This window comes from Flavobacterium sp. (assembly GCF_027484205.1).
Classification (GTDB): domain Bacteria; phylum Bacteroidota; class Bacteroidia; order Flavobacteriales; family Flavobacteriaceae; genus Flavobacterium.
In genome coordinates, this window is the sequence record NZ_JAIXUB010000001.1 from 107045 (window position 1) to 131103 (window position 24059).

The 24059-nt window shown below is 30.4% G+C and carries 21 protein-coding genes; 10 read left to right on the top strand and 11 right to left on the bottom strand.

The genetic code is table 11. The features are described 5' to 3' along the window. Nucleotides 1-143: 143 nt before the first annotated feature. The 4 genes from Q0049_RS00415 (at nucleotide 144) to Q0049_RS00430 (ending at nucleotide 3833) form a co-directional block, all read left to right on the top strand. Nucleotides 144-635, top strand: a complete 492-nt coding sequence (locus Q0049_RS00415; RefSeq protein WP_298115153.1) for a hypothetical protein — start codon at nucleotides 144-146, stop codon at nucleotides 633-635. Nucleotides 636-767: 132 nt separating this feature from the next. Next, a complete protein-coding gene (locus tag Q0049_RS00420) occupies nucleotides 768-1607 on the top strand; it encodes a WG repeat-containing protein (protein ID WP_298115156.1) in 840 nt (279 codons plus the stop codon). A 166-nt stretch (nucleotides 1608-1773) separates the two neighbouring features. Then, nucleotides 1774-2490, top strand: coding sequence for a hypothetical protein (locus tag Q0049_RS00425; protein WP_298115159.1), 717 nt, complete (start codon nucleotides 1774-1776; stop codon nucleotides 2488-2490). Between the two features lie 161 nt (nucleotides 2491-2651). Next, nucleotides 2652-3833, top strand: coding sequence for a T9SS type A sorting domain-containing protein (locus tag Q0049_RS00430; protein ID WP_298115162.1), 1182 nt, complete (start codon nucleotides 2652-2654; stop codon nucleotides 3831-3833). Nucleotides 3834-4101: 268 nt separating this feature from the next. On the opposite strand, the gene Q0049_RS00435 is transcribed toward Q0049_RS00430, so the two are convergent. The 3 genes from Q0049_RS00435 to Q0049_RS00445 all read right to left on the bottom strand — a co-directional run bounded on the left by Q0049_RS00435 (nucleotide 4102) and on the right by Q0049_RS00445 (nucleotide 7890). Further along, the gene (locus tag Q0049_RS00435; protein WP_298115164.1) at nucleotides 4102-5643 is read right to left on the bottom strand and encodes an acyl-CoA carboxylase subunit beta; all 1542 of its coding nucleotides are present in this window, start codon (nucleotides 5641-5643) and stop codon (nucleotides 4102-4104) included. Nucleotides 5644-5831: 188 nt separating this feature from the next. After that, complete coding sequence (gene accC, locus Q0049_RS00440) at nucleotides 5832-7289, bottom strand: acetyl-CoA carboxylase biotin carboxylase subunit (RefSeq protein WP_298115167.1); 1458 nt, start codon at nucleotides 7287-7289, stop codon at nucleotides 5832-5834. Nucleotides 7290-7404: 115 nt separating this feature from the next. After that, nucleotides 7405-7890, bottom strand: a complete 486-nt coding sequence (locus Q0049_RS00445) for an acetyl-CoA carboxylase biotin carboxyl carrier protein subunit (protein WP_298115170.1) — start codon at nucleotides 7888-7890, stop codon at nucleotides 7405-7407. Nucleotides 7891-8099: 209 nt separating this feature from the next. On the opposite strand from Q0049_RS00445, the gene Q0049_RS00450 reads away from it, so the two are divergent. The 3 genes from Q0049_RS00450 to Q0049_RS00460 all read left to right on the top strand — a co-directional run bounded on the left by Q0049_RS00450 (nucleotide 8100) and on the right by Q0049_RS00460 (nucleotide 15361). Further along, complete coding sequence (locus tag Q0049_RS00450) at nucleotides 8100-10016, top strand: tetratricopeptide repeat protein (protein ID WP_298115173.1); 1917 nt, start codon at nucleotides 8100-8102, stop codon at nucleotides 10014-10016. A 31-nt stretch (nucleotides 10017-10047) separates the two neighbouring features. Beyond that, on the top strand, nucleotides 10048-10800 hold the full coding sequence (locus Q0049_RS00455) for a LytTR family DNA-binding domain-containing protein (RefSeq protein ID WP_298115176.1): 753 nt from the start codon (nucleotides 10048-10050) through the stop codon (nucleotides 10798-10800). Nucleotides 10801-10885: 85 nt separating this feature from the next. Continuing rightward, nucleotides 10886-15361: a T9SS type A sorting domain-containing protein gene (locus tag Q0049_RS00460; RefSeq protein ID WP_298115179.1), complete on the top strand. Its 4476-nt coding sequence runs from the start codon at nucleotides 10886-10888 to the stop codon at nucleotides 15359-15361. Between the two features lie 59 nt (nucleotides 15362-15420). Here Q0049_RS00460 and Q0049_RS00465 read toward each other — a convergent pair whose 3' ends face one another. Next, nucleotides 15421-17610: a radical SAM protein gene (locus tag Q0049_RS00465; protein ID WP_298115182.1), complete on the bottom strand. Its 2190-nt coding sequence runs from the start codon at nucleotides 17608-17610 to the stop codon at nucleotides 15421-15423. A 115-nt stretch (nucleotides 17611-17725) separates the two neighbouring features. Here Q0049_RS00465 and bshC point away from each other — a divergent pair, with 115 nt between their 5' ends. Together bshC and Q0049_RS00475 are read left to right on the top strand one after the other, a co-directional pair. Beyond that, a complete protein-coding gene (bshC, locus tag Q0049_RS00470) occupies nucleotides 17726-19324 on the top strand; it encodes a bacillithiol biosynthesis cysteine-adding enzyme BshC (protein ID WP_298115184.1) in 1599 nt (532 codons plus the stop codon). 81 nt (nucleotides 19325-19405) lie between these two features. After that, a complete protein-coding gene (locus Q0049_RS00475; protein WP_298115186.1) occupies nucleotides 19406-19825 on the top strand; it encodes a nucleoside-diphosphate kinase in 420 nt (139 codons plus the stop codon). A gap of 77 nt (nucleotides 19826-19902) precedes the next feature. On the opposite strand, the gene Q0049_RS00480 is transcribed toward Q0049_RS00475, so the two are convergent. Further along, complete coding sequence (locus Q0049_RS00480) at nucleotides 19903-20199, bottom strand: DUF721 domain-containing protein (protein ID WP_298115189.1); 297 nt, start codon at nucleotides 20197-20199, stop codon at nucleotides 19903-19905. 8 nt (nucleotides 20200-20207) lie between these two features. After that, nucleotides 20208-20645 carry a hypothetical protein gene (locus Q0049_RS00485; protein WP_298115192.1) on the bottom strand — a complete coding sequence of 146 codons (438 nt, stop codon included), beginning with the start codon at nucleotides 20643-20645 and terminating at the stop codon, nucleotides 20208-20210. Between the two features lie 458 nt (nucleotides 20646-21103). Here Q0049_RS00485 and Q0049_RS00490 point away from each other — a divergent pair, with 458 nt between their 5' ends. Beyond that, nucleotides 21104-22108: a serine hydrolase gene (locus Q0049_RS00490; protein WP_298115664.1), complete on the top strand. Its 1005-nt coding sequence runs from the start codon at nucleotides 21104-21106 to the stop codon at nucleotides 22106-22108. A 1-nt stretch (nucleotide 22109) separates the two neighbouring features. Here the strand turns inward: Q0049_RS00490 and Q0049_RS00495 are convergent, their stop codons facing one another. The 5 genes from Q0049_RS00495 to rpmB form a co-directional block, all read right to left on the bottom strand. After that, nucleotides 22110-22298 (bottom strand): hypothetical protein, encoded by a 189-nt coding sequence (locus tag Q0049_RS00495; protein ID WP_298115196.1) that lies wholly within the window; start codon nucleotides 22296-22298, stop codon nucleotides 22110-22112. A 4-nt stretch (nucleotides 22299-22302) separates the two neighbouring features. Next, nucleotides 22303-23256: a signal recognition particle-docking protein FtsY gene (gene ftsY / locus Q0049_RS00500; protein WP_298115199.1), complete on the bottom strand. Its 954-nt coding sequence runs from the start codon at nucleotides 23254-23256 to the stop codon at nucleotides 22303-22305. 102 nt (nucleotides 23257-23358) lie between these two features. Beyond that, on the bottom strand, nucleotides 23359-23511 hold the full coding sequence (locus tag Q0049_RS00505) for a DUF4295 domain-containing protein (protein ID WP_298115202.1): 153 nt from the start codon (nucleotides 23509-23511) through the stop codon (nucleotides 23359-23361). 69 nt (nucleotides 23512-23580) lie between these two features. After that, nucleotides 23581-23763 carry a 50S ribosomal protein L33 gene (rpmG, locus tag Q0049_RS00510; RefSeq protein WP_035126304.1) on the bottom strand — a complete coding sequence of 61 codons (183 nt, stop codon included), beginning with the start codon at nucleotides 23761-23763 and terminating at the stop codon, nucleotides 23581-23583. Between the two features lie 25 nt (nucleotides 23764-23788). Then, a complete protein-coding gene (rpmB, locus tag Q0049_RS00515) occupies nucleotides 23789-24025 on the bottom strand; it encodes a 50S ribosomal protein L28 (RefSeq protein ID WP_298115209.1) in 237 nt (78 codons plus the stop codon). Nucleotides 24026-24059: the final 34 nt, after the last annotated feature.

The following is a 24059-nucleotide window of genomic DNA, read 5'->3' on the forward strand; positions in this document are numbered from 1 at the left end:
ATAATTAGTTCCGAGGTTTTCAATCTTGTTAAACGCCAGAACATTACTAGCAATTGACTAGCAGGATGGAGAATTCAATAACTTAATGCAGAAAAGATATTTTTTATCTTTATTGAATTGTGGAAAAAAACAAAATTTAAAATATGTTAATACCAATTATTTTCTTTTCAACTTTTTTTATATTAATATTATTTTTTATAAACTCAATAAATAAAAACAGAGAAAATCAATATAAATTCTTAATTGAAAGTTTAAAAACTGAGACAGAACTTTATATTGAGCAGACCAAAATCGCAACTATGACAATGGGGCGAAATAATCGAGATTTTTTATTTAATCGTTGCGATTTATATTTGACTAAAAACGCTATGATAATTTTAGGTTTTACTAAAAATAGTTTTCTAAAACAACTCTCTTTACCAATTATTTTAACAACAGAACTTAGCGAACTTTCAAATAGGTTTCCATTTGCATATGTAAAAAAAGTAAATAAGATAAGCTTTGAGAATAATATTGTGAAGATTAATTTTGGAGAAAAAGGAATTACTAAAACAGAAGTTACACTGAAATTTAACTCACTGAGCGAAATTGAAAAAACAAAAATTAAAGAATTAGTTGAAAAAAACTGCTGGTAACAACAGTTTGGTAAAATGGAGAATTTTGTGGTAAATACAAGTTTATATTTTACAAGAAATTTTATCTTTATCGAAAATAATTAGTCCCGAGGTTTGTAACCTTGTTTAGTACCATAACGTTAGCAAACATTTATGAAAAACAGTATCTTTTTCTTCATATGTTCATTATTCTCACAATTTGCACATTGCCAGGAAATGAGCATGGAGGATGAATTATATGTATTTCACTCTCCTTCAACTGGTAAAGTTGGCTATATGAATAATCATGATGAAATTATTATTCCTGCACAATATTCATCAGCTAGCTCTAAATTTAATATGTATGTTGTAACTCTTGGTAAAATAAATTCAGGAGAAGAAAAATATGCTCTTTATGATAGTCGTGGTAATTTCATTTTAGGATTTGAAAATAATTATGAATTTATTAGTTTGTCAGATTATGAGGAAAGTCTTATTCAAGTTCAGAAAAATGGCAAATATGGTTACGTAAATAAAGAAAATGAGATTAAAATTCCAATCATATATGACGAGGTATTACAATTAGGGAATGGATTGATAACGGCTCACAAGAATGGCAAATATGGTTTTATTGATTTTTCAGGCAATATAATTATTGAATTTCAATATGAGGATGTATTCATCTTTGGAGAGATACAAAGTGACAATCACAAATACTGCCAAATTTCAATAAATGGAAAGTATGGGTTTATTAACGAAAATGGACAAAATGTAATTCCATGTATCTATGATTCAGTAACTCAATTTCACAAAGATATTTCAGAAGTAACTATTAATGAAAAACATGGAGTTATAAATACAAGTGGAGAGATTTTAATCCCAATATTGTACGACCATTTAAAAGAAGATTACGAAACAAGTCAATTTGTAGCAACTATCAATTCAAAACCAAAGTATGAATTTATATACGACAGAACAGGGATTTTTATAAAGAGAAGAAAAGTTTCTAACTAAAAAACTTTTACCAACAGCAGTTTCTCTCAATTGAGAATTTTGTAATAAATTCACGTTTACGTTTCGTAAGAAATTTTATCTTTGATATAAAATAATTGGTTCTAAGATATGCAACTGAAAAGAAGTGACGGAACGTTAGCATAATTTTTTTATATCAACAACATAGATGAATATTATTAGAGAGATAAAACATTTTTTTCAAAGACGAAAAGCACTTAATGAAATTTATGATGATCTTAATAACTTAGATGAAGTTCATTTAGACAAAAGAATAGAAATTTTCAATGAAATTGTAACTCCAAAGTTAGCAGAAATAGGGTTAGTCAATTGGAATGGTAAATACATTTGGTTTAGTAATTTTAACGAAGAGGGAATTAAACACGTAGTGGAATATAATGTGTTTAAGTATTTTGGTGGATCTTTTTCGTATGGAAACTGTTATAACTTCATACCAACTATTTCTGGACGTAAATTAATTTATCACAAGACCGACAAGTCAACTAAAATCATTTATTACAAAAAGTCTGAAGGTTGGCAAAAAAGTGATGATGAACATTCTCCTATAAACATAGATAAGGTAAGTACTGTAAACGAAGAAAAATTTCGTAAAAGTTTAAATGAAGTTTTAGATAGAAATATTTCAAAATTTCAAAAATGGTTTCAACAGAATGAATCTATCGAACAAAATATTCAAAATTTAATAAAAGATATTGAACAAGAAAAAAAAGAATTTATTCGTAGAATTATATCCTTTGATTACATTCTATGCTTTTTGTACACTCGGAAAGGTGATGTCGATGCCGCCAAAAAACATTTTAATCAACACATAAAAAGAAATTTAAGTAGTCCAACAGAAATAGAACTTTTAAAAGAGAAAATATAAATTATGCAAGCTTCTGCTTACAACACCTTCAAGAAATGTCCATACAAGGGATTTATCAGAAATTGGAAAGTTTTAATTTAAAGTTTTAGTTATATTTGTAAGGGCTTGGTTTTGGTTCATATCCACTTCTGGTAGCGGCAAAACGTTAGCAACTTTTTAAAATGATAACAAAAAGAAAATTACTATTTACTTTACTTTTAACGTTTGCAACATTCTATGCAAATGCACAACAAGTAATTTTTGGAACTAATAATTTTATTGAATATCAAGTAGGAACACTTCCGTTAGTTATTTCAGTTCCTCATGGCGGTAACTTAAATCCAAGCGCTATACCAAATAGAACTTGTAACAACCCTGTTTATGCAACAGACGAATTTACCATTGAAACTGCGTTAGAAATCAAAAACAAACTTTTTGAATTAACAGGTTGCTATCCTCATTTAATTATTTCTCACTTGAATCGTAGTAAACTTGACCCTAATCGTAATTTAGCAGACGGTGCATGTGGTAACTCTGAAGCAGAAACAGCGTGGAATGAATTTCATGGTTTTATAACTAATGCACGAAACACGACAAATCTACAAAATGACTATAAAACTTTTTTCGTGGATTTACATGGTCATGGCAATCCAATTCAAAGAATTGAATTAGGATATTTACTTTACGATTCTGAACTAGGATTATCTGACAGTACCTTGAATACAGAACAATATTTAAACTACAGTTCTATTAAAAATCTAGTTCTAAACAATGTAAACAATTATACACATGCGGAACTTTTGAGAGGACCTTATTCTTTAGGTACATTTTTAGCAAATAATAATTTCCCATCAGTTCCTAGTCAAAGCATTCCGTTTCCTGGAACAACTTCAAATTATTTTAGTGGTGGATATATTACTGCAAATCATACTTGTTATAACATTGGAGCTCCAATAAATGGACTTCAAATGGAATTAAATTACAACAATATTAGAAACACAGCAGCAAATAGGACGGCATTTGCTCTTGCATTTACTCAAAGTATGGTATCCTATTTTAGTACACATTTTAATGTCTCACTGATTGGTTGTAGCACACTTTCAACTATTAATAATGAATTAGAAAAAAAAATAATTATATACCCAAATCCGTTAGTTAGAGGAGATAGTATTCATTTTAATTTCTCAGAAGATATTGAATATGAATACCAAATTTTAAATACATTAGGGCAGATAGTAGTTGCTGGACAGTTGAAGCACAATCAGTCTATAGATTCAAGTAAATTATCTCCAGGCGTTTTTTTAATAAAACTATCCAATAAAAACAATAATGATATAAATGTGCTTAAAATTATTGTTCAATAAAAACAACTGCCAATACTGGTTTTATTGACTATTACAAAGCTTGCACTTGCTGTTTTGTTTTAATGGAATAATCTGGTTGATACATTTATATCTTTCAAAGAAAATTCGTGGGTTTGTTTTGATCAGTCATTGCAGCAGCAACTGGTGAAAAGCAATAGAACGTTGACAGAAAAACCTGAATTACCAAAAAAAGGTCAAGTGTAAAACCTCACAAAAAAACCCGTTTTGCATTACAAAACGGGTTTTTCATTTCATGAAAAAAAGATAATTACAACGGAATATTTCCGTGTTTGCGTTTTGGTGTATCAACCACTTTATTTTCGAGCATACTGAACGCTTTTAGTAGTTTTCTACGTGTATCTTTTGGTAAAATAACCTCATCAATAAAACCACGTTGCGCTGCTGTATATGGATTTGCAAACAACTCCGCATATTCTGCTTCTTTTTCTGCTAATTTTTCTGTTGGATTTTGGGCTTCACTAATTTCTTTTTTGAAGATAATTTCAGATGCACCTTTTGCTCCCATCACAGCAATTTCGGCACATGGCCATGCAAAATTCATATCGGCACCAATGTGTTTCGAATTCATTACATCATACGCGCCACCATAAGCTTTACGAGTAATCACTGTAACTCTTGGAACTGTGGCTTCACTGAAAGCATATAATAATTTTGCGCCATGAACGATAATTCCGTTCCATTCTTGATCCGTTCCAGGTAAGAATCCAGGAACATCTTCTAAAACCAACAATGGAATATTGAAACAATCGCAAAAACGAACAAATCGCGCACCCTTAATTGAAGATTTCACATCCAAACATCCTGCTAAAAACTTAGGATTATTAGCTACAATTCCGATGCTTCTTCCTCCTAATCTTGCAAAACCTACAATAATATTTTCGGCAAAATCCTTATGAATTTCGAAAAACGAATCCTCATCAATAATGTTGTCAATAACATCGTGCATGTCGTAAGGTTTGTTCGCATTATCTGGAATAATAGTATCCAGTTTCTCCCGAACTTCATCGTTAGTTACATAGGGCAACTTAGGTGTTGTTTCTCTGTTATTTTGAGGCAAATAGCTCAATAATTTTTTAATATCTTCAAGACATTCAATTCCGTTAGGCGAAGTGATATGTGCCACACCAGATTTAGTAGAATGTGTACTCGCTCCACCTAATTCTTCCGAAGTAACTTCTTCGTTTGTAACCGTTTTCACCACATTTGGTCCAGTAACAAACATATAACTATTTCCTTCAACCATCATCGTAAAATCGGTCATAGCAGGCGAATAAACAGCGCCACCAGCACATGGTCCCATAATGGCAGAAATCTGTGGAATTACACCACTAGATTGTACATTTCTATAAAAAATATCAGCATAACCACCAAGCGAACGAACACCTTCCTGAATTCTAGCTCCACCAGAATCGTTTAACCCAATCATTGGCGCACCACTTTTTAGAGCCATGTCCATTACTTTACATATTTTTTCAGCATGAGTTTCAGATAATGAACCTCCAAAAACGGTGAAATCTTGTGCAAAAACATATACAATTCTTCCGTTAATTGTTCCATAACCTGTCACAACACCATCGCCATAAACAATTTCTTTTTCCATACCAAAATCGGTAGTTCGGTGTGTTACCAACATTCCGATTTCTTCAAAAGAACCTTCGTCCATAAGATATTCCACACGTTCACGAGCCGTTAATTTCTTTTTGGCATGATGCGACGCAATTCTTTTTTCACCTCCACCTAATTTGGCTAAAGCTATTTTATCGTTTAATATTTTAATTTTATCTTCCATTTATTTTTATTTTTAACCACATAGAAACATAGATTCATAGTTTCATTTTGTGTTGAGACGCTTCGCTTTATATAGCTATCATAGTTCCTATGAAAATCGAAGATTTTTCTATTTTATCTTTAAAAAAATCTAAAATTATCTATGATTCTATGTGGTTTAAATTATTTTATTGTATTAATGTAAAATCGCTAATTGCTAATTATTGGTAATCTTAAAACTTGTTTGTCAGCAATATACTGTTTCAAGGCAATCATGGCTGCAATTTCAGCTTCGATGTCTAAATTAGCTTTTAGTTTTTCAGGACTATAATACGCTTTTACGAAACCTGTATCAAAATCACCTGAGCGAAAAGCTTCATGTTCCATTACAAATTTTCCGAAAGGTAATGTAGTAGCAACACCTTCTACATGATAATTATCAATGGCTTTAATCATCAACTCGATGGATTCCTCACGAGTTTTTCCATAAGTAACCAATTTAGAAAGCATCGGATCATAATAAATTGGGACATCCATTCCTTCTTCAATTCCGTTATCTACACGAATTCCTTCACCTTCTGGTAATTTATAAGTACTTAAATTTCCGACATTTGGTAAGAAATCATTCATTGGATCTTCGGCATAAACACGAAGTTCCATAGCATGACCTTGAATTACTAAATCTTCTTGTTTGATATCTAAAGCTTCACCACGAGCGACTTTAATTTGCAATTCAACTAAATCTAATCCTGAAACCATTTCAGTAACTGGATGTTCCACTTGCAAACGTGTATTCATTTCGAGGAAATAAAAATTATGTTTATCGTCTAATAAAAACTCAACGGTTCCTGCGCCAAGATAATCGCAAGCACGAGCTACTTTTACAGCTGCTTCACCCATTTTTTTTCGCATTTCAGGAGTTAAAATAGACGATGGTGCTTCTTCCACTACTTTTTGATGACGTCGTTGAATACTACATTCTCTTTCAAAAACATACAATACATTTCCGTGACTGTCAGCCATAATTTGGATTTCAATATGACGTGGTTTGGTTACATATTTTTCAATAAAAACCGAACCATCACCAAAAGCATTGGTAGCCTCAGAAATAGCGCGTTCCATTTGGGATTCAAAATCTTCTTCTTTTTCAACAACACGCATTCCTTTTCCTCCGCCACCAGCTGAAGCTTTAATCAAAATTGGAAATCCAATTTGAGTAGCAACTTTTTTTGCATCTTCAATATCAGATATTGCATCTTCTGTACCAGGAACCATTGGAATATCATAAGCTTTTACAGCATCTTTTGCAGCTAATTTACTTCCCATCATTTCAATAGCTTTGGATTTTGGCCCAATGAAAATGATGTTATTCTTTTCACATTCTTCTGCGAAAGCGGAATTTTCACTTAAAAATCCGTAGCCTGGATGTACTGCATCAACACCAAGTTCTTTACAAACTTCAATGATTTTATCACCACGTAAATAAGATTGGCTTGAAGCCGCTTCACCAATGCAAACTGCTTCGTCAGCATATTTTACATGAAGTGCATTTCTATCAGCAGTTGAAAATACGGCTACCGTTTTAATACCCATTTTCTTTGCTGTTTTCATTACCCTAATCGCAATTTCTCCACGATTGGCAACTAATATTTTGGTTATTTTTTTCATATATAAATTTTAATTTGCCGTTAAGACATTAAGTCGCTAAGTTTTTTTTAAATAGTATGAATAAAAAAAAAAATCCTTTGTGGCTTTGCGCCTTTGTGGCAAAATTTGTGTCTTTTTATTCGAATTCAATTAACAATTGTCCTTTATCTACAGCGTTCCCTTTTTCAACAGCAATAGATTTAATCACTCCATCACGAGGTGAAAGGAAACTGTTTTCCATTTTCATGGCTTCTAAGATTAATAAAGGATCGTTTTCTTTAACGGTTTGCCCAACTTCTACGCTAATTTCAAGAATTAAGCCAGGCATTGGCGCTTTAATAGCATTGATAACTTTAGTTCTACCACGTTCAATTCCCATACTTTTAATAAGAATATCTAAAGCGTCTTCAATAGCTACTTCATAAGTGTTATTGTTTACCTTGATGGTGTATTTTTTAGCTAAAAAATCGGCAGAAACGATTTCTGCTTTGTAAGGAATGTGATTTTTTAAAATATGGAATTTATTATTTTCCACACTAACAGCATCAAGATTTTTTAGATCACTTTCCGATAAATCATAGGCATTGGAATGATTTACAGACAGTTTATAAGTATTACTCATATTGATTAATTTTTGTTGGTAGTAAAATTAGCAAAAGAAAACGTTTTCGTGACTGATAATTATCACAAATTTGGAAATTTAGTATAGTTGAAAATATCAAAATAAATTAAACATTTGGAATAATAAGTGAAAAACACTGAATGATAGTTGCAATAATCTATGCTAAAAACTTACCTTATATTTGTAGTAATTAGTTAAAGAAAAATATTTTGAAAAATACATTTAACATAGTGATTCTCTTTTTGGTAGTTTTTTATTGCCAAATTGGTTTTTCGCAAAAAAGTGAAATTGATAGTTTAAAAAGAGTTTTGAGTGTTTCAAAAGCAGATACATCAAAAGTAAATCTATACAATCATTTAGCGGATAAATTCAAAGAATTAAATCCAGACTCAACTGCTTTTTATGCTAATAAAGCAAAACTACTATCCTCAAAAACAGCTTATGGTTTTGGCTTAGCAAGTTCTTACATCAATAAAGGGAATTCAAACATCATTTTAGGAAATTATAAAAATGCTAAAAGTGATTTCAAGAAGGCGCAAATTGAATTTGAAAAATTATTAAACAGTGATTCCAATAATAAAAAATATAAAAATGGTTTAGCAAGAGCTTATGCAAGTGAAGGTGTAGTTTTTTCAGAGGAAAGTAATTATTATATGGCTTTAGAACTATATCAAAAAGCTTTAAAATTATACCAAGAAATTGGACAAAAAAACAACATCTCAAAAGCTTACAATAATATTGGAATTGTATATAAATCGAAGCAAAACAATACCAAAGCTTTAGAATATTTTAAAAAAGCACTTACTATTCAAGAGGAAATTGGAGAGCAAACTGTTCCTGTGACTTTAACTAATATTGGTGTTATTTATTTTGAAAACGGTAATCTTTCGGAAGCTATAAAATACTACACCAAAGCTGAAAAAAGTTTTAAATTAGTTGAAAATAATCGCGGTTTAGCATTGTTAAACAACTATTTAGGTGATTATCATAGAAAACTTAACGATGAATCAAAAGCAATTTCACATTATACATCAGCTTTGAATTTATATGAAGCGATGCAAAATAAATTTGGCGCTTCACTTGCTTTATACAATTTAGGACAACTTTATTTTGAAAATAAAAAATACAGTGAAGCGATGCCATTCGCAACAAAATCTTTGAATTATGCGAAAGAAATTGGAGTTCTTGACCAAACATTTCATTCAGAGAAACTGTTAAGTGACTTGTATGCAGCACAAAACAATCCATCACAATCCTTATTTCATTATAAAAACTATATTATTGCTCGAGATAGTATTACCAATCAAGAGAACGACAAAAAATTTGTTCAAGCCGAAATGGATTTTGAGTATCAAAAAAGAGAAGCACTTTTGTCTGAAAAAAACAAACGCCAAAATTTAATTCTGCTTTTTTCTATCATTGGTACACTACTTTTACTTGGTTTGATTTTAGTGATGTACAACAGAAGACAAATTAAAAGACGATTAACATTACAAAAAGAAGTGGCAGAATATGAGCAAAAAGCATTGCATTTACAGATGAATCCTCATTTTGTTTTTAACTGTTTGGGATCAATTTCAAGTTTTATTGTTCAAAACGGAACCGACTCAGCACTAAAATATTTATCTAAATTTTCTAAACTAATGCGATTGACTTTAGAATACTCAAAAGGCGCATTGATTCCTATTGATAAAGAAGTTGAAAGTTTACAAAATTATTTAGAATTAGAGCAATTGCGTTTTCATAACAAATTTGAATTCTCAATAAAATCATCTGATAAAGTGGAATTTAATATGGGAATACCACCATTATTGATTCAGCCCTTTGTAGAAAATGCTATCTTGCATGGCGTTGTTCCAAAGGAAGGAAATGGTAAAATAGAAGTTCATTTTGATGTTGAAAACAACCAACTCGTTTGTAAGATTAAAGATGATGGCATTGGCGTTTCAAAATCGAAAGAAATAAAGGAAAAATCGGTAACCGCACATCAATCAATGGCGTTAGAAATAACAAAAAAACGATTGGAAATTATGGAAGCAACCATTTCTAAATCGGCACAAATTGAAATTATTGAAAACAACGGAACGATTGTAACATTGAGATTACCAATACAATACATAAAATAGTTAGCAGACTAATCACTTTTCACTAAAAAACATGATTACAGCAGTATTAATAGACGACGACAAACATTTACGTGAAGGTTTAAAAGCACTTTTACAACGCTATACCAATGAAATAAACATTATTGGTGAAGCAGAAAGTGTAAAATCGGGTGTGGAAACATTAGAGCGTTTACAACCTCAAGTGATTTTTCTTGATATTCATTTATCTGACGGAACAGGTTTTGATATTTTAGAACAACTGAAAGGTAAAACAAAAGCACATATTGTATTTATTACTGCTCACGAACAATACGCCTTAAAAGCATTCAAGTTTAGTGCTTTAGATTTTATTTTGAAACCTGTTGATCCTGAGGAATTACAAAATACAATTTCAAAAATAAAAGAGGTTGTTGGAAAAAGCAACTCGTTTGAACATATTGATTTGTTGTTGGAAAACATTCGTAAGAAAGTTGATAATTTTAAAAGAATAGCACTTTCTACAAGCGATGGCATTCATTTATTTGAAGTTTCTGATATTATTCGCTGTGAGGCAAAAGGAAATTATACAGAGTTTTTTATTAAAAATCACAAACCAGTTTTAATTTCAAGAACATTGAAAGAATTTGAAGAAATGCTTACTGAACAAGGATTTGAAAGAATTCATCAATCGCATTTAATTAATTTATCTTATTTAAAATCGTACATAAAAAGTGATGGCGGTTATGTAATCATGGCTGATAATAGCAATATTCCATTAGCGCAAAGTAAGAGAGAACGATTGCAGGAAATGATAAAAAATTTGTAATAAAGTCCTTCAAACTCCCAAAGCTTTGGGACAAGATGACAAAAAATATAAAAATATGAAGACACATACTATAAAATCACGAACTATGAGAACGCTACTAATTATTTTGCTATTTGTATCGGGTTTTGCATTTGCGCAACCATCAATTAACAATCCTACATCATTACAAGTTTGTGATGATGGTAATGATGGATTTGAAAATTTTAATTTATTTTCAAAAAATGCAGAAGTTTTAGGATCATTAAACGCATCAAATCATACCGTAAGTTATCATGAAACATTAGTTGATGCAGAAAATAATCTTAATGCATTACCATCAGTATATAGTAATATCGTAAACAATCAAATAATTTATGTCCGTGTAATAGAAAATAGTAGTCCAACATTATATTCAACTACAACATTAACTTTAGAAGCTGTTTCTTATCCTTTAATAATTCCAATGTCAAATGTTACCGTTTGCGAAAGTTATACTTTACCTGCTTTACCATTTGGTCAAAATTATTATACACAAACTTTTGGCACAGGAACATTATTAGCAGCAGGATCACAAATAACTACAACACAAACGATTTATATTTTTGCGCAAACACTAACGATACCACCATGTACAAGTGAATCTAGTTTTACAGTAACAGTAAATTCTATTCCAACATATTCTACACCACCAAATTTAGTTCAAAATAGTACAACAGGAACTGCTGTGTTTGATTTGGCTACTCAAAATTCTTTAATAACTACTGACGCTGATTATTCAATTTTTTATTTCGAAACTTTATTAGATACTGAAAACACAATAAATGCAATAAATCCACTATTGTATGAAAATATTTCAAACCCGCAAACAATTTATGCAAGAGTTCAGGACAACGCAACGGGTTGTTATTCTATTACTAATTTTAATTTGATTGTAAATACAAATCCTTTTCCAATAAATAATCCAACACCATTATATGCATGTGATTCAGGATATAATAGTGGTTTTGGTTTGTTTTATTTAGTAGATGTAGGTGAAATTTTAGGTAGTTTAAATCCTAGTTTATATTCAGTTACTTATCATGAAACTTTAGCAAATTCTCAAACTGGTGCAAATCCATTATCAACATTAGGATACGCAAATATCTATCCATTTTTTCAAACTATTTATGTTAGAGTAACTGAAAATGCTAATCCAACAAATTTTGCTACTACAACTTTAGATTTAATTGTTAATCCATCACCGATTTTAAATTCTGTACCAAATTTAACACAAGTTGATAATGACGGATATGCCTCATTTGATTTAACTACACATAACAGTTTATTAATTGCTCCTGCTAGCATTACAGATTATGGTTTTTTGTATTACCCAACAATAACTGATGCCGCTAACGGTACAAATCAAATACTTGATTTTTTTAATTATACAAATAGTACAAATCCGCAAAATATTATTGTAAAGGTTACAAATAACGTAACTGGATGTTATCAATTTAGTGGTTTTGACTTAGTAGTTCAAGCAAGTGATTTTCCAATAAATACACCTACAACACTTTCCACTTGTGGAAATGCTTCAGGATTTAGCAATTTTAATTTACATTCAAAAGACACTGAAATATTAGGTAGTTTAAATCCTAGTAATTACACAGTAACTTATTATGCAAATTCTAATGATGCCTTCAATGAGCAAAATGCACTAGCATCACCATTTACAAATACTACAGCAAGTTATCAAACAATTTTTGTAAGAGTTGACGAAAATTCAACAGCAAGTTTTTCAACAACAACTTTACAATTATATTCAGTTCCACCGCCTTTTATTGCTACAACAGTTCCAAATTTAACTGTTACAGAAAATCCTTTTGATGGCGTTGCTACTTTTAATTTGACCACACAAAATAATTACATCACGACAATACCAACACAAATTATTAATTTCTTCACCACTCAAACTGATGCAGAAAATCAAACTAATGCCATTTCAAATCCTAGTTCATTTACAGGAAATCACTTGCAAACCATTTGGTTTAGTCTAACAGAACCTTCAACAGGATGTTTTACCATTGAAAGTTTCACTCTAAATGTATTTGATTCATCTATAGTAGTTTATATTCCTGATAATAATTTTAAAACGAAACTTTTATCAGCAAATCCAAGCAATACAGTTGCAAAAAATTTAGCAGGAAACTACTCTATTGTTGATACAAATTCTAATGGAGAAATTGAGTTTTCTGAAGCACTAAATATAAGTTACTTAGATGTAAATCAAAGCAATATTGCAGACATGACAGGATTAGAAGCTTTTACAAATTTAACTTATTTAGATTGTAGATTAAATCTTGTACTATCAAATTTAAATGTTTCAAGTTTAACAAATTTAACTTATTTGAATGCTTACTATGCAGGTTTGTTCACAATAACTCTAACTCCTAGTATTGTAAATTTAGATATAAGTGCTAATAATTTAACAGGAAACTTAGATCTAACATCGTTTACTAATCTACAAACATTTAAAAGTGGTCCATATAATGGTTTAACCTCTCTAAACCTTTCTGGATTAACAAATCTTACCACAGTCGATTGTAGTAATAACAGTTTAACATCTTTAAACGTAGATGGTTGCACACAATTACAAAGTCTTAATTGTGTTTCAAATCAAATAGCTACTTTCAATGGTTCAGGACTTGTATCATTATTAAATTTTGATTGTACTTTAAACCAAATCCTTTCATTAGATGTTTCAACATCAGCTAATTTACAAACTTTAAGCTGTGGATCAAATTTATTATCAACTCTAAATTTAGGTACAAATTATTATCTATCGTATCTTGATTGTAACAACAATAATCTTTCATCATTAAATGTAGATAATTGTCCAAACCTACAAACATTATATCTTTATACAAATCCTATTTCAAGCATAAATTTATTAAACAATATCATTTTACAAAATCTTTATGCTAGTTCTACAAATTTAACTTCAATAGATTTATCAAATAATAGTTTTTTAAATTACATCGATGTTTCATCAAATCCACAATTGACTTATTTGTCATTAAAAAATGGAGGAATTGAAGAAGGAATTTCTATATTTTCAAATCCTAATCTTCAATTTGTGTGTGCCGATGATAATGAAATTGAATCCATTCAACAACAATTAAACATTGCTCTTTTAGAAAATGTTACTGTCAATTCCTATTGTTCATTTACACCTGGAGGCGATTTCAATACTTTAACCGGAACAGCAACTTTTGATGTAAACAATAATGGTTGCGATGCTTCTGATATTCCTTTTGATTTATTAAGTTTAAATGTAAGTTTAAATGGTATTTCAACAAATTCATCTGTGATTACTAACAATTCTGGAGTTTATAGTTTATATACCAATGTAGTAGGTGAATACCAATTAACTCCAAATTTTGAAAACCCAACATTTTACAATGTTTCGCCTGTTGTTCAACTGTTTCCTGTAATTGATAATTCAACTGCTACTCAAAACTTTTGCATCACTGCAAATGGTGCTCATCCTGATTTAGAAATTATAATTGCACCTATAACTCCTGCGCGTCCTGGTTTTGATGCATTATACCAAATTGTTTATAAAAACAAAGGAAATCAAACACTTTCAGGAAGTTATACATTTAATTATGATGATGTAAAATTAGATTATATTTCAGCAACAGTTATCCCAAATACTTTTGCTACAGGTATTTTAACTTGGAATTATACTAACTTAATGCCTTTTGAAAATAGAACTGTCTATGTGACTTTAAATGTGAATTCACCTGTAGAAATTCCTGCAGTAAACATTGGTGATATTTTTACGTTTTCATCAACAATAAATCCAATAACAGGTGATGAAACTCCAAGTGATAATACGTTTACTTATGCGCAAACAGTCGTTGGTTCTTACGATCCAAATGACATTACTTGTACTGAAGGACAAACTGTTGCACCATCAGAAATAGGTGAATATCTTCATTACATTGTTAATTTTGAAAACACCGGAAATTATTATGCCGAAAATGTAGTGGTAAAAATTGAAATCGATGCAACTAAATATGATGTAAGTTCGTTGCAATTACTAAATACATCAAGCGAAAGCAAAAGTAAAATCACAAATAATGTAGTTGAATTTATTTTTGAAGGAATAAATTTAGCAGCAGCAAGCGGAAATCCACCTGTTGGCGGACATGGAAATGTACTTTTCAAAATCAAGTCCAAAAACAATTTAGTTACTGGAGATATGGTTCAAAAAGCAGCTAAAATTTATTTTGATTACAATGCACCAATTGAAACCAATCTTTCACAAACAACTTATCAATCGTTGAATAATCCAATATTTGAGTTTGACGAAAGTGTAAAAGTGTATCCTAATCCAACCCAATCAATAATCAATATCAACAGCAATTTCAATATTCAATCAATAGAATTATATGACGTTCAAGGTAGAATTTTAGAAAAAAGTTTTGAGGATAACACCGCTACAACTCTAGACATATCTGAAAGACAAAACGGAATTTATTTTGTAAAAATAAATTCTGACAAAGGAAGTAAAATTGAAAAAGTAATTAAAAATTAGTAATTGAAAATAGGTTAAGTTAATGAAGAAGCGTGAATCAGAAATGGTTTGCGCTTTTTTTATAAAACCAAAAGTCCAAAATCTCTCAAAGTAGCTAAAGGTTTAGAATACCAAAACAATTCGAAATTTTCAAAATGAGTTTCAAAATCCAATTTTAATTGTGAAAATGTAAATTTTGAATCCTTGTAAACCGATACTTTTTCTAATGTAGTAACCAACCAATCTGCCTTATCTTTTTCTAGTGAAATATCGAAAGTTTCGGTTTTATCATGAAACGTCAATTTTGTCATTTCCCTAGAACTTCCTTTTTTAGATTTGGTAAAAGTTTCTGAAGTTGGCTTTCCTCCTATCCAAACAATTTTTGCTGAAGGTTTAGTATTGAAATCGGTTTCTTTTTCAAGGCAAGAAACAATGTAATCAGAAGAAATTTTAGTAGTTGGAATTTTAAAATCAAACCAATCTTGTAAGTCATAATCGAAACAAATTCCGTGCATATAATTAAACAATGACTTCTTTAATCCGAAACTAAATTTATCGTGATTGATTCCGGTTTTGTCTTTGAAATTAATGTCATTATTAGCAAAAGTAATTGTGTTTTGTTCAGGAATTACACCAAATTCCTCTGGAAACATTCCAACTGGAGAATGTGCCGTCATAGCAAATTGATGCCAAAAACCAGATTGTAAAACTCCTAGTTCAAAAAGTTGGCGCACCATTTCTAAACTATCAATCGTTTCTTGAACCGTTTGCGTTGGATAACCATACATCAAATAAGCATGAACCATGATACCGCTTTCAGTGAAATTTCTTGTTACTTGCGCTACTTGTTCTACAGTTACACCTTTTTTAATTAATTCTAAAAGTCTATCGGAAGCAACTTCAAGACCGCCAGAAACGGCAATACAACCAGATGCTTTGAGTAAAACACACAAATCAGAAGTAAAACTTTTTTCAAAACGAATATTGGTCCACCAAGAAACTACTAACTTTCTTTTGATAATTTCTAACGCAACTTCTCGCATCAATGCTGGTGGCGCTGCTTCATCTACAAAATGGAATCCGTTTTCACCAGTTTGAGCCATTAATTCCTCCATTCTATCGACTAGAATTTTGGCTGCAATGGGTTCGTATAACTTGATATAATCTAAAGAAATATCACAAAACGTGCATTTTCCCCAATAACATCCGTGCGCCATGGTAAGTTTATTCCATCGACCATCACTCCAAAAACTGTGCATTGGATTGGCAATTTCAATAACCGAAATATAATTTTGAAGTTGCAAATCCGAGTAATCTGGAGTTCCAACATCGCTTTGTTTATAATCTTGATGTGTAGAATTATTGATATAAGTTACTTCGTTATTTTGTAATTTAAAGGTTCGCTTTAAAATGACTTCGACAAGCTCAGTATGACAAATGTGGTTAAATAGTAATTCAATAGGAAGTTCGCCATCATCTAAAGTTATGAAATCGAAAAACTCGAATACACGTTTGTCTTTTAGTTCGCGAAGTTCGGTATTTGGAAAACCGCCACCCATTGCGATTTTAATATTTGGAAAATGAGTTTTGATGAATTGTGCACAACGAAAAGCACTATATAAATTCCCTGGAAATGGTACCGAAAAACAAACTAATTTTGGTTGAACTTTATCTACTCTATCATTTAGAATTTTAAGTGTAATCTTATCGATATAAGTTGGTTCATTTTGCAAATTAGAATACAATTCATCAAATGAATTAGCACTTCTACCTAAACGTTCCGCATAGCGACTAAAACCAAAATTTTCGTCAACACATTCTACTATAAAATCTGATAAATCTTCAAGATATAAAGTCGCTAGATGCTTGGCCTTATCTTGCATTCCCATCGTTCCAAAAGCCCATTCCATATCGTCTAATTGTGAAAATCGTGAAGCTTCTGGAAGGAAATTTCCACTACAAATTTGACGTGCTAATGAAGGATTTTTTCCTTGAAGAAAAGCAATTACAGCATCGATGGTTTTTATGTAATCATCTTTTAAGGAATAAATTCGCTTTGAGTTGGAATATGCACTTAGACTGCGCTCAGTGTGACAAAAAATGTTGGTTAAACCTTTTTTAGAAAACAGTTCTAAAATCACTTCAATCCCTAAATCCATTTGGAATGCAGAAATCCCTTTAGTGTTTAGAAAACCTTTTATATAAGCCGTCGCTGGATATGGTGTATTCAGTTGGGTAAACGGTGGAGTTATAAGAAGGAGATCTTTCAATTGGAAATAGTTTTTGCAAAAGTAAAATTAATAATTAAGGTTTTAACTATTATTTGTGAATTTGAAAATGTATTTTCAATTTGAATTTTAAGTATTTTTACAAAAAATTTCAAACATGCCAAGCGATTGTATAACCTACCAAAATTCAGGATATTTCACTAAACTAATGATGGATTATTTAGATGAAAAGTCAGAACTGAAGACGTTTTACAATCATTTTCCAACGATTGAAAATTTTAAAACACAAATTGAAGAGAAAAATTTCAATTTTAATGACAACAACAATTTTAAAAGAGAAATTTTAGCCTCAGAATTAGAAAAACAATATTTAAATTTTGAAGTTTCAAAAACAACTTTAAACAATATTAAACTTTTAAACAACACAAACACTTTCACAATTACAACAGGTCATCAACTAAATTTATTTACCGGACCATTGTATTTTTTATATAAAATTGTTTCCACAATCAACCTTTGTAAACAATTAAAAAAGGAGTTTCCTGAAAATAATTTTGTACCCATTTACTGGATGGCAACTGAAGATCACGATTTTGAAGAGATTAATTACTTTAATTATAAAGAAAAAGTTTTTAGATGGAATCGCGAGAGTTTTGGTCCTGTAGGACGATTATCTACAGAAGGTTTAGACAAAGTTTTTGATTTATTTTCTAAAGAAATAGGAACTTCAAACAATGCTAAATTTTTAAAAAATCTCTTCGAAAATGCCTATTTAAAACATTCTAATTTAGCCGATGCTACCCGATTTTTGGCTAACGAATTATTTCAAAATGAAGGCTTGGTAATTATTGATGGTGATTCCATTGAATTGAAAAAACTTTTTATTCCTTTTGTAAAAAAAGAGCTTTTAGAACAAACCTCATTCAAAAAAGTTACAGAAATCAATGAGCTTCTGAAAGACTATTTCATCCAAGTAAATCCGCGTGAAATTAATTTATTTTACATTAAAGATAATTTACGTGAACGAATTATTTTTGAAGACGGAATATACAAAGTGAACAACACAACCATTCAATTTTCTGAAAGTGAAATTCTATCGGAATTAGAAAATCATCCTGAAAAGTTTAGTCCAAATGTAATTTTGCGACCTTTATACCAAGAAGTAATTTTGCCCAATTTATGCTACATTGGTGGCGGTGGCGAATTAGCCTATTGGTTAGAATTAAAATCTAATTTTGAGGAAAATAATGTTACTTTTCCAATGCTGTTGCTACGAAATTCGGTTGTTTTAACAACACAAAAACAAACTGAAAAAGCAGATAAATTAGAACTATTCTGGAGTGATTTATTTTCAAAGCAAAGAGATTTAGTAGATGTAAAAACTAAAGAATTCTCGCAATTCACAATAGATTTTTCAGAACAAAAAGAACATCTAAAGAAGCAATTTGAAAAACTATACACCATTGCAAATCAAACCGATAAATCCTTTATTGGAGCTGTAAAATCTCAAGAAATTAAACAAATAAAAGGTTTAGAGAATCTTGAAAAACGACTTTTAAAAGCTGAAAAAAGAATTCATTCAGAAAAACTTGACCGAATAGTTTCGCTACAAAATGAATTATTCCCGAATCAAAGTTTACAAGAGCGAAAAGCAAATTTTAGTGAATTTTATTTAGAATTTGGAAATACATTAATTGAAGAATTGTTAACAGAACTGAATCCGCTTTCACAAGAATTCAAAATCATCACTTTATAAACGATATTTTCTTGTAATTCTTCAAAAAAACACTACTTTTGCACCCGAATTGAAATAAAAAACAAATAAATTAAAATAAAAATGGCTACAAATAGAACATTTACAATGATTAAGCCAGATGCTGTTGAAAACGGACACATCGGTGGAATTTTAAACATGATTACAGAAGGTGGTTTCAAAATTGTTTCTTTAAAATTAACACAATTAACTGTTGCTGATGCTCAAGCATTTTACGCTGTTCACGCTGCAAGACCATTTTTTGGTGAGTTAGTTGAATTCATGACAAGAGGTCCAATCGTTGCTGCAATTTTAGAAAAAGAAAATGCTGTTGAAGATTTCAGAACTTTAATTGGCGCTACAAATCCAGCTGATGCTGCAGAAGGAACTATCCGTAAAAAATATGCTACTTCAATTGGAGAAAATGCAGTTCACGGTTCTGATTCGGATGAAAATGCAGCTATCGAAGGTGCTTTTCATTTTTCTGGAAGAGAGCAGTTCTAATATTAAATTTTAGATATTTGATATCCAATATTTATTAAAAATAAAAATCCCGTTTCTTAATTGAAACGGGATTTTATTTATCTTAAAACTAAATCTTTTACAATTTCTTTTCGAAGTTCTTCGTTTAGCATTGCAATTATTTTCTGTTTGCCGTAACTTAATTCTTCTCTTAAAACAGCCGAAGTTAATTTGACATACAAAGTACTTCCTTTCAAAATTACTTCTTGTGTATAACTATTCACACCATTTCCCATAAGTGATTTCCAAGCTTGCTCAACATCAATTTTATCCATACCAACTTCGAGTTTATTAGCTTGAATAAACTGTTGTAAAACCTCTGAAATAGAACTTTCGTTACTTAATCTTTTTGCCATTTAAAAAATTACTTTAAAGAAAATGGTTGGTACCTTTTATAATTGTATTCTAATTCATCTTCATTTTTAAGAACTAAAACAGAATCTTGAATTTCGATTATTTTTTCTTTCCATTTACCATAACTTGTAGTATAATTTAGAAAATAACTTCCATTTTCGTTGGAAACAGAAATCGTTTCTTTCGAGTCATTAGTTCTGTATGTTCCATCAAGTTGTGGCATGACTTTTTTTCGAAAACCATTCCAAATTTTGTCAGACTTAGCTTGTGAAAGTTGAAAATAATCTATTGTTTCATTGATTTTATAATCTTTCTTCTCACCATCTTTTAAAATTACTTTTTCAATTTCCCAATATCCATTTATTTTATTGATATCATTCTCTTTAATCTCTTGTTTACAAGACACTAAAAGTATTCCCAAAACGAGAAACAGGTATGTTTTTTTCATAATTAAAATAAAACCTAAAATTACAATTAATTTCAAAGAATAAAAAAGTATTTTTGATTAAACCTTTTTATTTTTTTTAAGTCTTAATTGAAATTCTACCAATTATGAAAAAATATTTTACTTCACTGTTAGTTGTAATTTCAGTTTTAGTATCTTGCTCTAAAGATGATTCTGATACAAATGCAACTTTAGCTACGGTTACTACAAATCCAATTACATCATTTACAACAATTTCTGCTGTTTGTTCAGGAACTGTTTCAAATGATGGTGATTCAAATATAACCGCTAGAGGAATTTGCTGGAATACAAGTACAAATCCAACAATTGCAAATTCAAAAACTATTGACGGAACTGGAACTGGAACATTTACATCAAATCTATCTGATTTAATTCCAAATACAACTTATTATATTCGAGCTTACGCAACAAATTCTGTTGGAACTGCTTATGGAAATGAATTGAGTTTTACGACAGAAGAGGCAATGTATTTTCCACCAAACGACGGAAGTACAACTTGGGAGACAAAAACAATTGAAAGTTTAGGTTGGAATCAAACTGCAGTTCAACCTTTATTAGACTACTTAGAATTAAAACATTCTAAATCATTTATTGTTTTAGTAAACGGAAGAATTGTTTTAGAAAATTATTTCAACGGACATTCAGCTACAACGCCATGGTATTGGGCAAGTGCTGGGAAAACATTAACTTCAACTGTAACCGGAATAGCTCAAGATCAAGGACTCTTAAACATCAATAATAAAGTCTCTGACTATTTAGGAACAGGTTGGACAAGTGCACCAATTTTAAAGGAAAATTTAATCACTTGCAAAAATTTACTTTCAATGAATTCTGGATTAAATGATGAATTGGGCGATGATGTTTCGCCTGCAAACCTTCAATATGTTGCAGATGCAGGAACGCGTTGGGCATATCATAATGTATATGTAAAACTTCAAGATGCTGTGGCACAAGCAAGTGGTCAAACTTGGACAAACTATTTCAATACAAATTTGAGAGATAAAATTGGAATGACTGGTGGAAGTTGGATACAATCTGATGGTTTGAGTGTTTACTGGAGTACTTCAAGAAACATGGCTCGATTTGGATTGATGGCATTAAACGAAGGAAAATGGAATGGAACTACTATTGTAAGTAAAAACTTCATGAATCAAGCGTCAAATACATCACAAACTATTAATCAAGCATATGGTTATTTATGGTGGTTGAATGGAAAATCTAGTTATCATTTACCGCAAACACAATTTCAATTTTCTGGAACTTTGATTCCAAGCGCACCAAGTGATATGTATTGTGCATTAGGCAAAAATGATCAAAAGATTTACGTAATACCAAGCAAAAAAATGGTTATAATAAGAATGGGAGAAGTTGCTGACGGAGTAAATTTTGCCTTATCGGATTTTGATGAAACGCTTTGGAGTAAAATTAGTGATTTATATGAATAATTTACTTCGCTCTTGAATTTAAAAATTTATTAATCGTAAAAAGTAATAATCCAAAAGTAATGAGTTGAAAAGCCATTGCTAAATCAGGTAACTTACTTTCAATTAACTTCGCCAAAAGTCCTAAACAAACACAAATGATTAATAGGATTTTTGGCGAAACTGTTTTAAAAAATACAATAACCTTATTCATAATTCTATTTAAAAAAACTATCTACAAATTCGTATTTATTAAACACCTGTAAATCTTCAATTCCTTCACCTACACCAATATATTTGACAGGTATTTGAAATTGATCAGAAATTCCAATAACAACGCCTCCTTTTGCAGTTCCATCTAATTTTGTTACAGCCAAACAAGAAACTTCTGTTGCAGCAGTAAATTGGGTTGCTTGTTCAAATGCATTTTGACCTGTTGAACCGTCAAGAACTAATAAAACATCATGTGGTGCATCTTCAATCACTTTTTGCATCACTTTTTTAACTTTTGTTAACTCGTTCATTAAACCAACTTTATTATGCAAACGACCTGCTGTATCAATAATCACAACATCAGCATTTTGAGCAACTGCACTTTGCAAAGTATCAAAAGCAACAGAAGCTGGATCACTTCCCATTTGCTGTTTTACTATTGGAACTCCTACTCTATCAGCCCAAATTTGAAGTTGGTCGATTGCAGCAGCACGAAACGTATCAGCAGCACCAAGAACAACACTATAACCAGATTTTTTTAATTGATAAGCTAATTTTCCAATAGTAGTTGTTTTCCCAACTCCATTAACACCAACTACCATAATTACATATGGCTTTTTATTAGCTGGAATTTTAAACTCAGAATCTTCACCAGAATTTGTTTCAGATAGTAATCCTGAAATTTCTTCACGAAGAATTTGATTTAGTTCTTCCGTTCCTAAATACTTATCATTAGAAACTCTTTCTTCTATTCTTTTGATGATTTTTAGAGTAGTGTTTACTCCTACATCAGAAGAAACTAAAATTTCTTCAAGATTATCTAAAACCTCATCATCAACTTTTGATTTGCCTGCAATAGCTTTAGTAAGTTTTGAAAAAAATGAAGTTTTAGTTTTTTCTAAACCTTTATCAAGTGTTTCCTTTTTTTCTGATGAAAATATTCTTTTAAAAAAACTCATATCAATTTTGATTAAATATACTTATTTATAAGTAGTGACAAATATAAAAATAAAAAAGCTACTTCCGAAAGAAAGTAGCTTTGATATATATTTTACTAGGAATTATTTCTTTTGCAAGAAAGAATCCACTTCTTCTGGAGTCATAATACTCTCAACAAATGTGTAAGCACCAGTTTTAGGTGACTTTACCATTTTAATAGCTTTAGTTAATCTCTTAGAAGCTGTTTGTAATGTTGCAACGGTTTTCTTTGCCATGACTTATGAGTGTTATTGAATTTAAAAAAATCTAAATGTAACCACTTAAGATTTATATTAAATATCTAATTATTTAATTTCTTTGTGAACAGTCATTCTCTTCAAGATTGGATTAAATTTTTTAATCTCTAATCTATCTGGAGTATTTTTTTTGTTTTTGTTTGTGATGTAACGTGAAGTTCCAGGAAGACCTGTTCCTTTGTGCTCAGTACATTCTAAAATTACTTGGATTCTATTACCTTTCTTTGCCATCTTGCTCTATTTTTATTGGTAAGGATTATTTTATAAATCCGTTTGCTTTAGCTGTTTTTAAAACCGCAGCAATTCCATTTTTATTAATCGTTTTTATTGTAGATGCAGCTACTCTAAGAGTAATCCATCTGTCTTCTTCTGGAAGATAGAAACGTTTTTTAACTAAGTTAACAGAAAATTTTCTCTTAGTTTTGTTCATAGCGTGAGAAACGTTATTTCCTACCATCGCTCTTTTACCTGTAAGGTCACAAACTCTTGACATTATGCTTTTCTTTTATCGTTATTCTAAATAAGGG

Coding starts and splice junctions, on each gene's coding strand:
- Q0049_RS00435 (WP_298115164.1), bottom strand. CDS start 5,643: ATGGAAGATAAAATTAAAATATTAAACGATAAAATAGCTTTAGCCAAA.
- rpmB (WP_298115209.1), bottom strand. CDS start 24,025: ATGTCAAGAGTTTGTGACCTTACAGGTAAAAGAGCGATGGTAGGAAAT.
- Q0049_RS00430 (WP_298115162.1), top strand. CDS start 2,652: ATGATAACAAAAAGAAAATTACTATTTACTTTACTTTTAACGTTTGCA.
- Q0049_RS00455 (WP_298115176.1), top strand. CDS start 10,048: ATGATTACAGCAGTATTAATAGACGACGACAAACATTTACGTGAAGGT.
- Q0049_RS00480 (WP_298115189.1), bottom strand. CDS start 20,199: ATGGCAAAAAGATTAAGTAACGAAAGTTCTATTTCAGAGGTTTTACAA.
- Q0049_RS00505 (WP_298115202.1), bottom strand. CDS start 23,511: ATGGCAAAGAAAACCGTTGCAACATTACAAACAGCTTCTAAGAGATTA.
- Q0049_RS00495 (WP_298115196.1), bottom strand. CDS start 22,298: ATGAATAAGGTTATTGTATTTTTTAAAACAGTTTCGCCAAAAATCCTA.
- Q0049_RS00420 (WP_298115156.1), top strand. CDS start 768: ATGAAAAACAGTATCTTTTTCTTCATATGTTCATTATTCTCACAATTT.
- Q0049_RS00425 (WP_298115159.1), top strand. CDS start 1,774: ATGAATATTATTAGAGAGATAAAACATTTTTTTCAAAGACGAAAAGCA.
- rpmG (WP_035126304.1), bottom strand. CDS start 23,763: ATGGCAAAGAAAGGTAATAGAATCCAAGTAATTTTAGAATGTACTGAG.
- Q0049_RS00415 (WP_298115153.1), top strand. CDS start 144: ATGTTAATACCAATTATTTTCTTTTCAACTTTTTTTATATTAATATTA.
- ftsY (WP_298115199.1), bottom strand. CDS start 23,256: ATGAGTTTTTTTAAAAGAATATTTTCATCAGAAAAAAAGGAAACACTT.
- Q0049_RS00475 (WP_298115186.1), top strand. CDS start 19,406: ATGGCTACAAATAGAACATTTACAATGATTAAGCCAGATGCTGTTGAA.
- bshC (WP_298115184.1), top strand. CDS start 17,726: ATGCCAAGCGATTGTATAACCTACCAAAATTCAGGATATTTCACTAAA.
- Q0049_RS00445 (WP_298115170.1), bottom strand. CDS start 7,890: ATGAGTAATACTTATAAACTGTCTGTAAATCATTCCAATGCCTATGAT.
- Q0049_RS00460 (WP_298115179.1), top strand. CDS start 10,886: ATGAGAACGCTACTAATTATTTTGCTATTTGTATCGGGTTTTGCATTT.
- Q0049_RS00485 (WP_298115192.1), bottom strand. CDS start 20,645: ATGAAAAAAACATACCTGTTTCTCGTTTTGGGAATACTTTTAGTGTCT.
- accC (WP_298115167.1), bottom strand. CDS start 7,289: ATGAAAAAAATAACCAAAATATTAGTTGCCAATCGTGGAGAAATTGCG.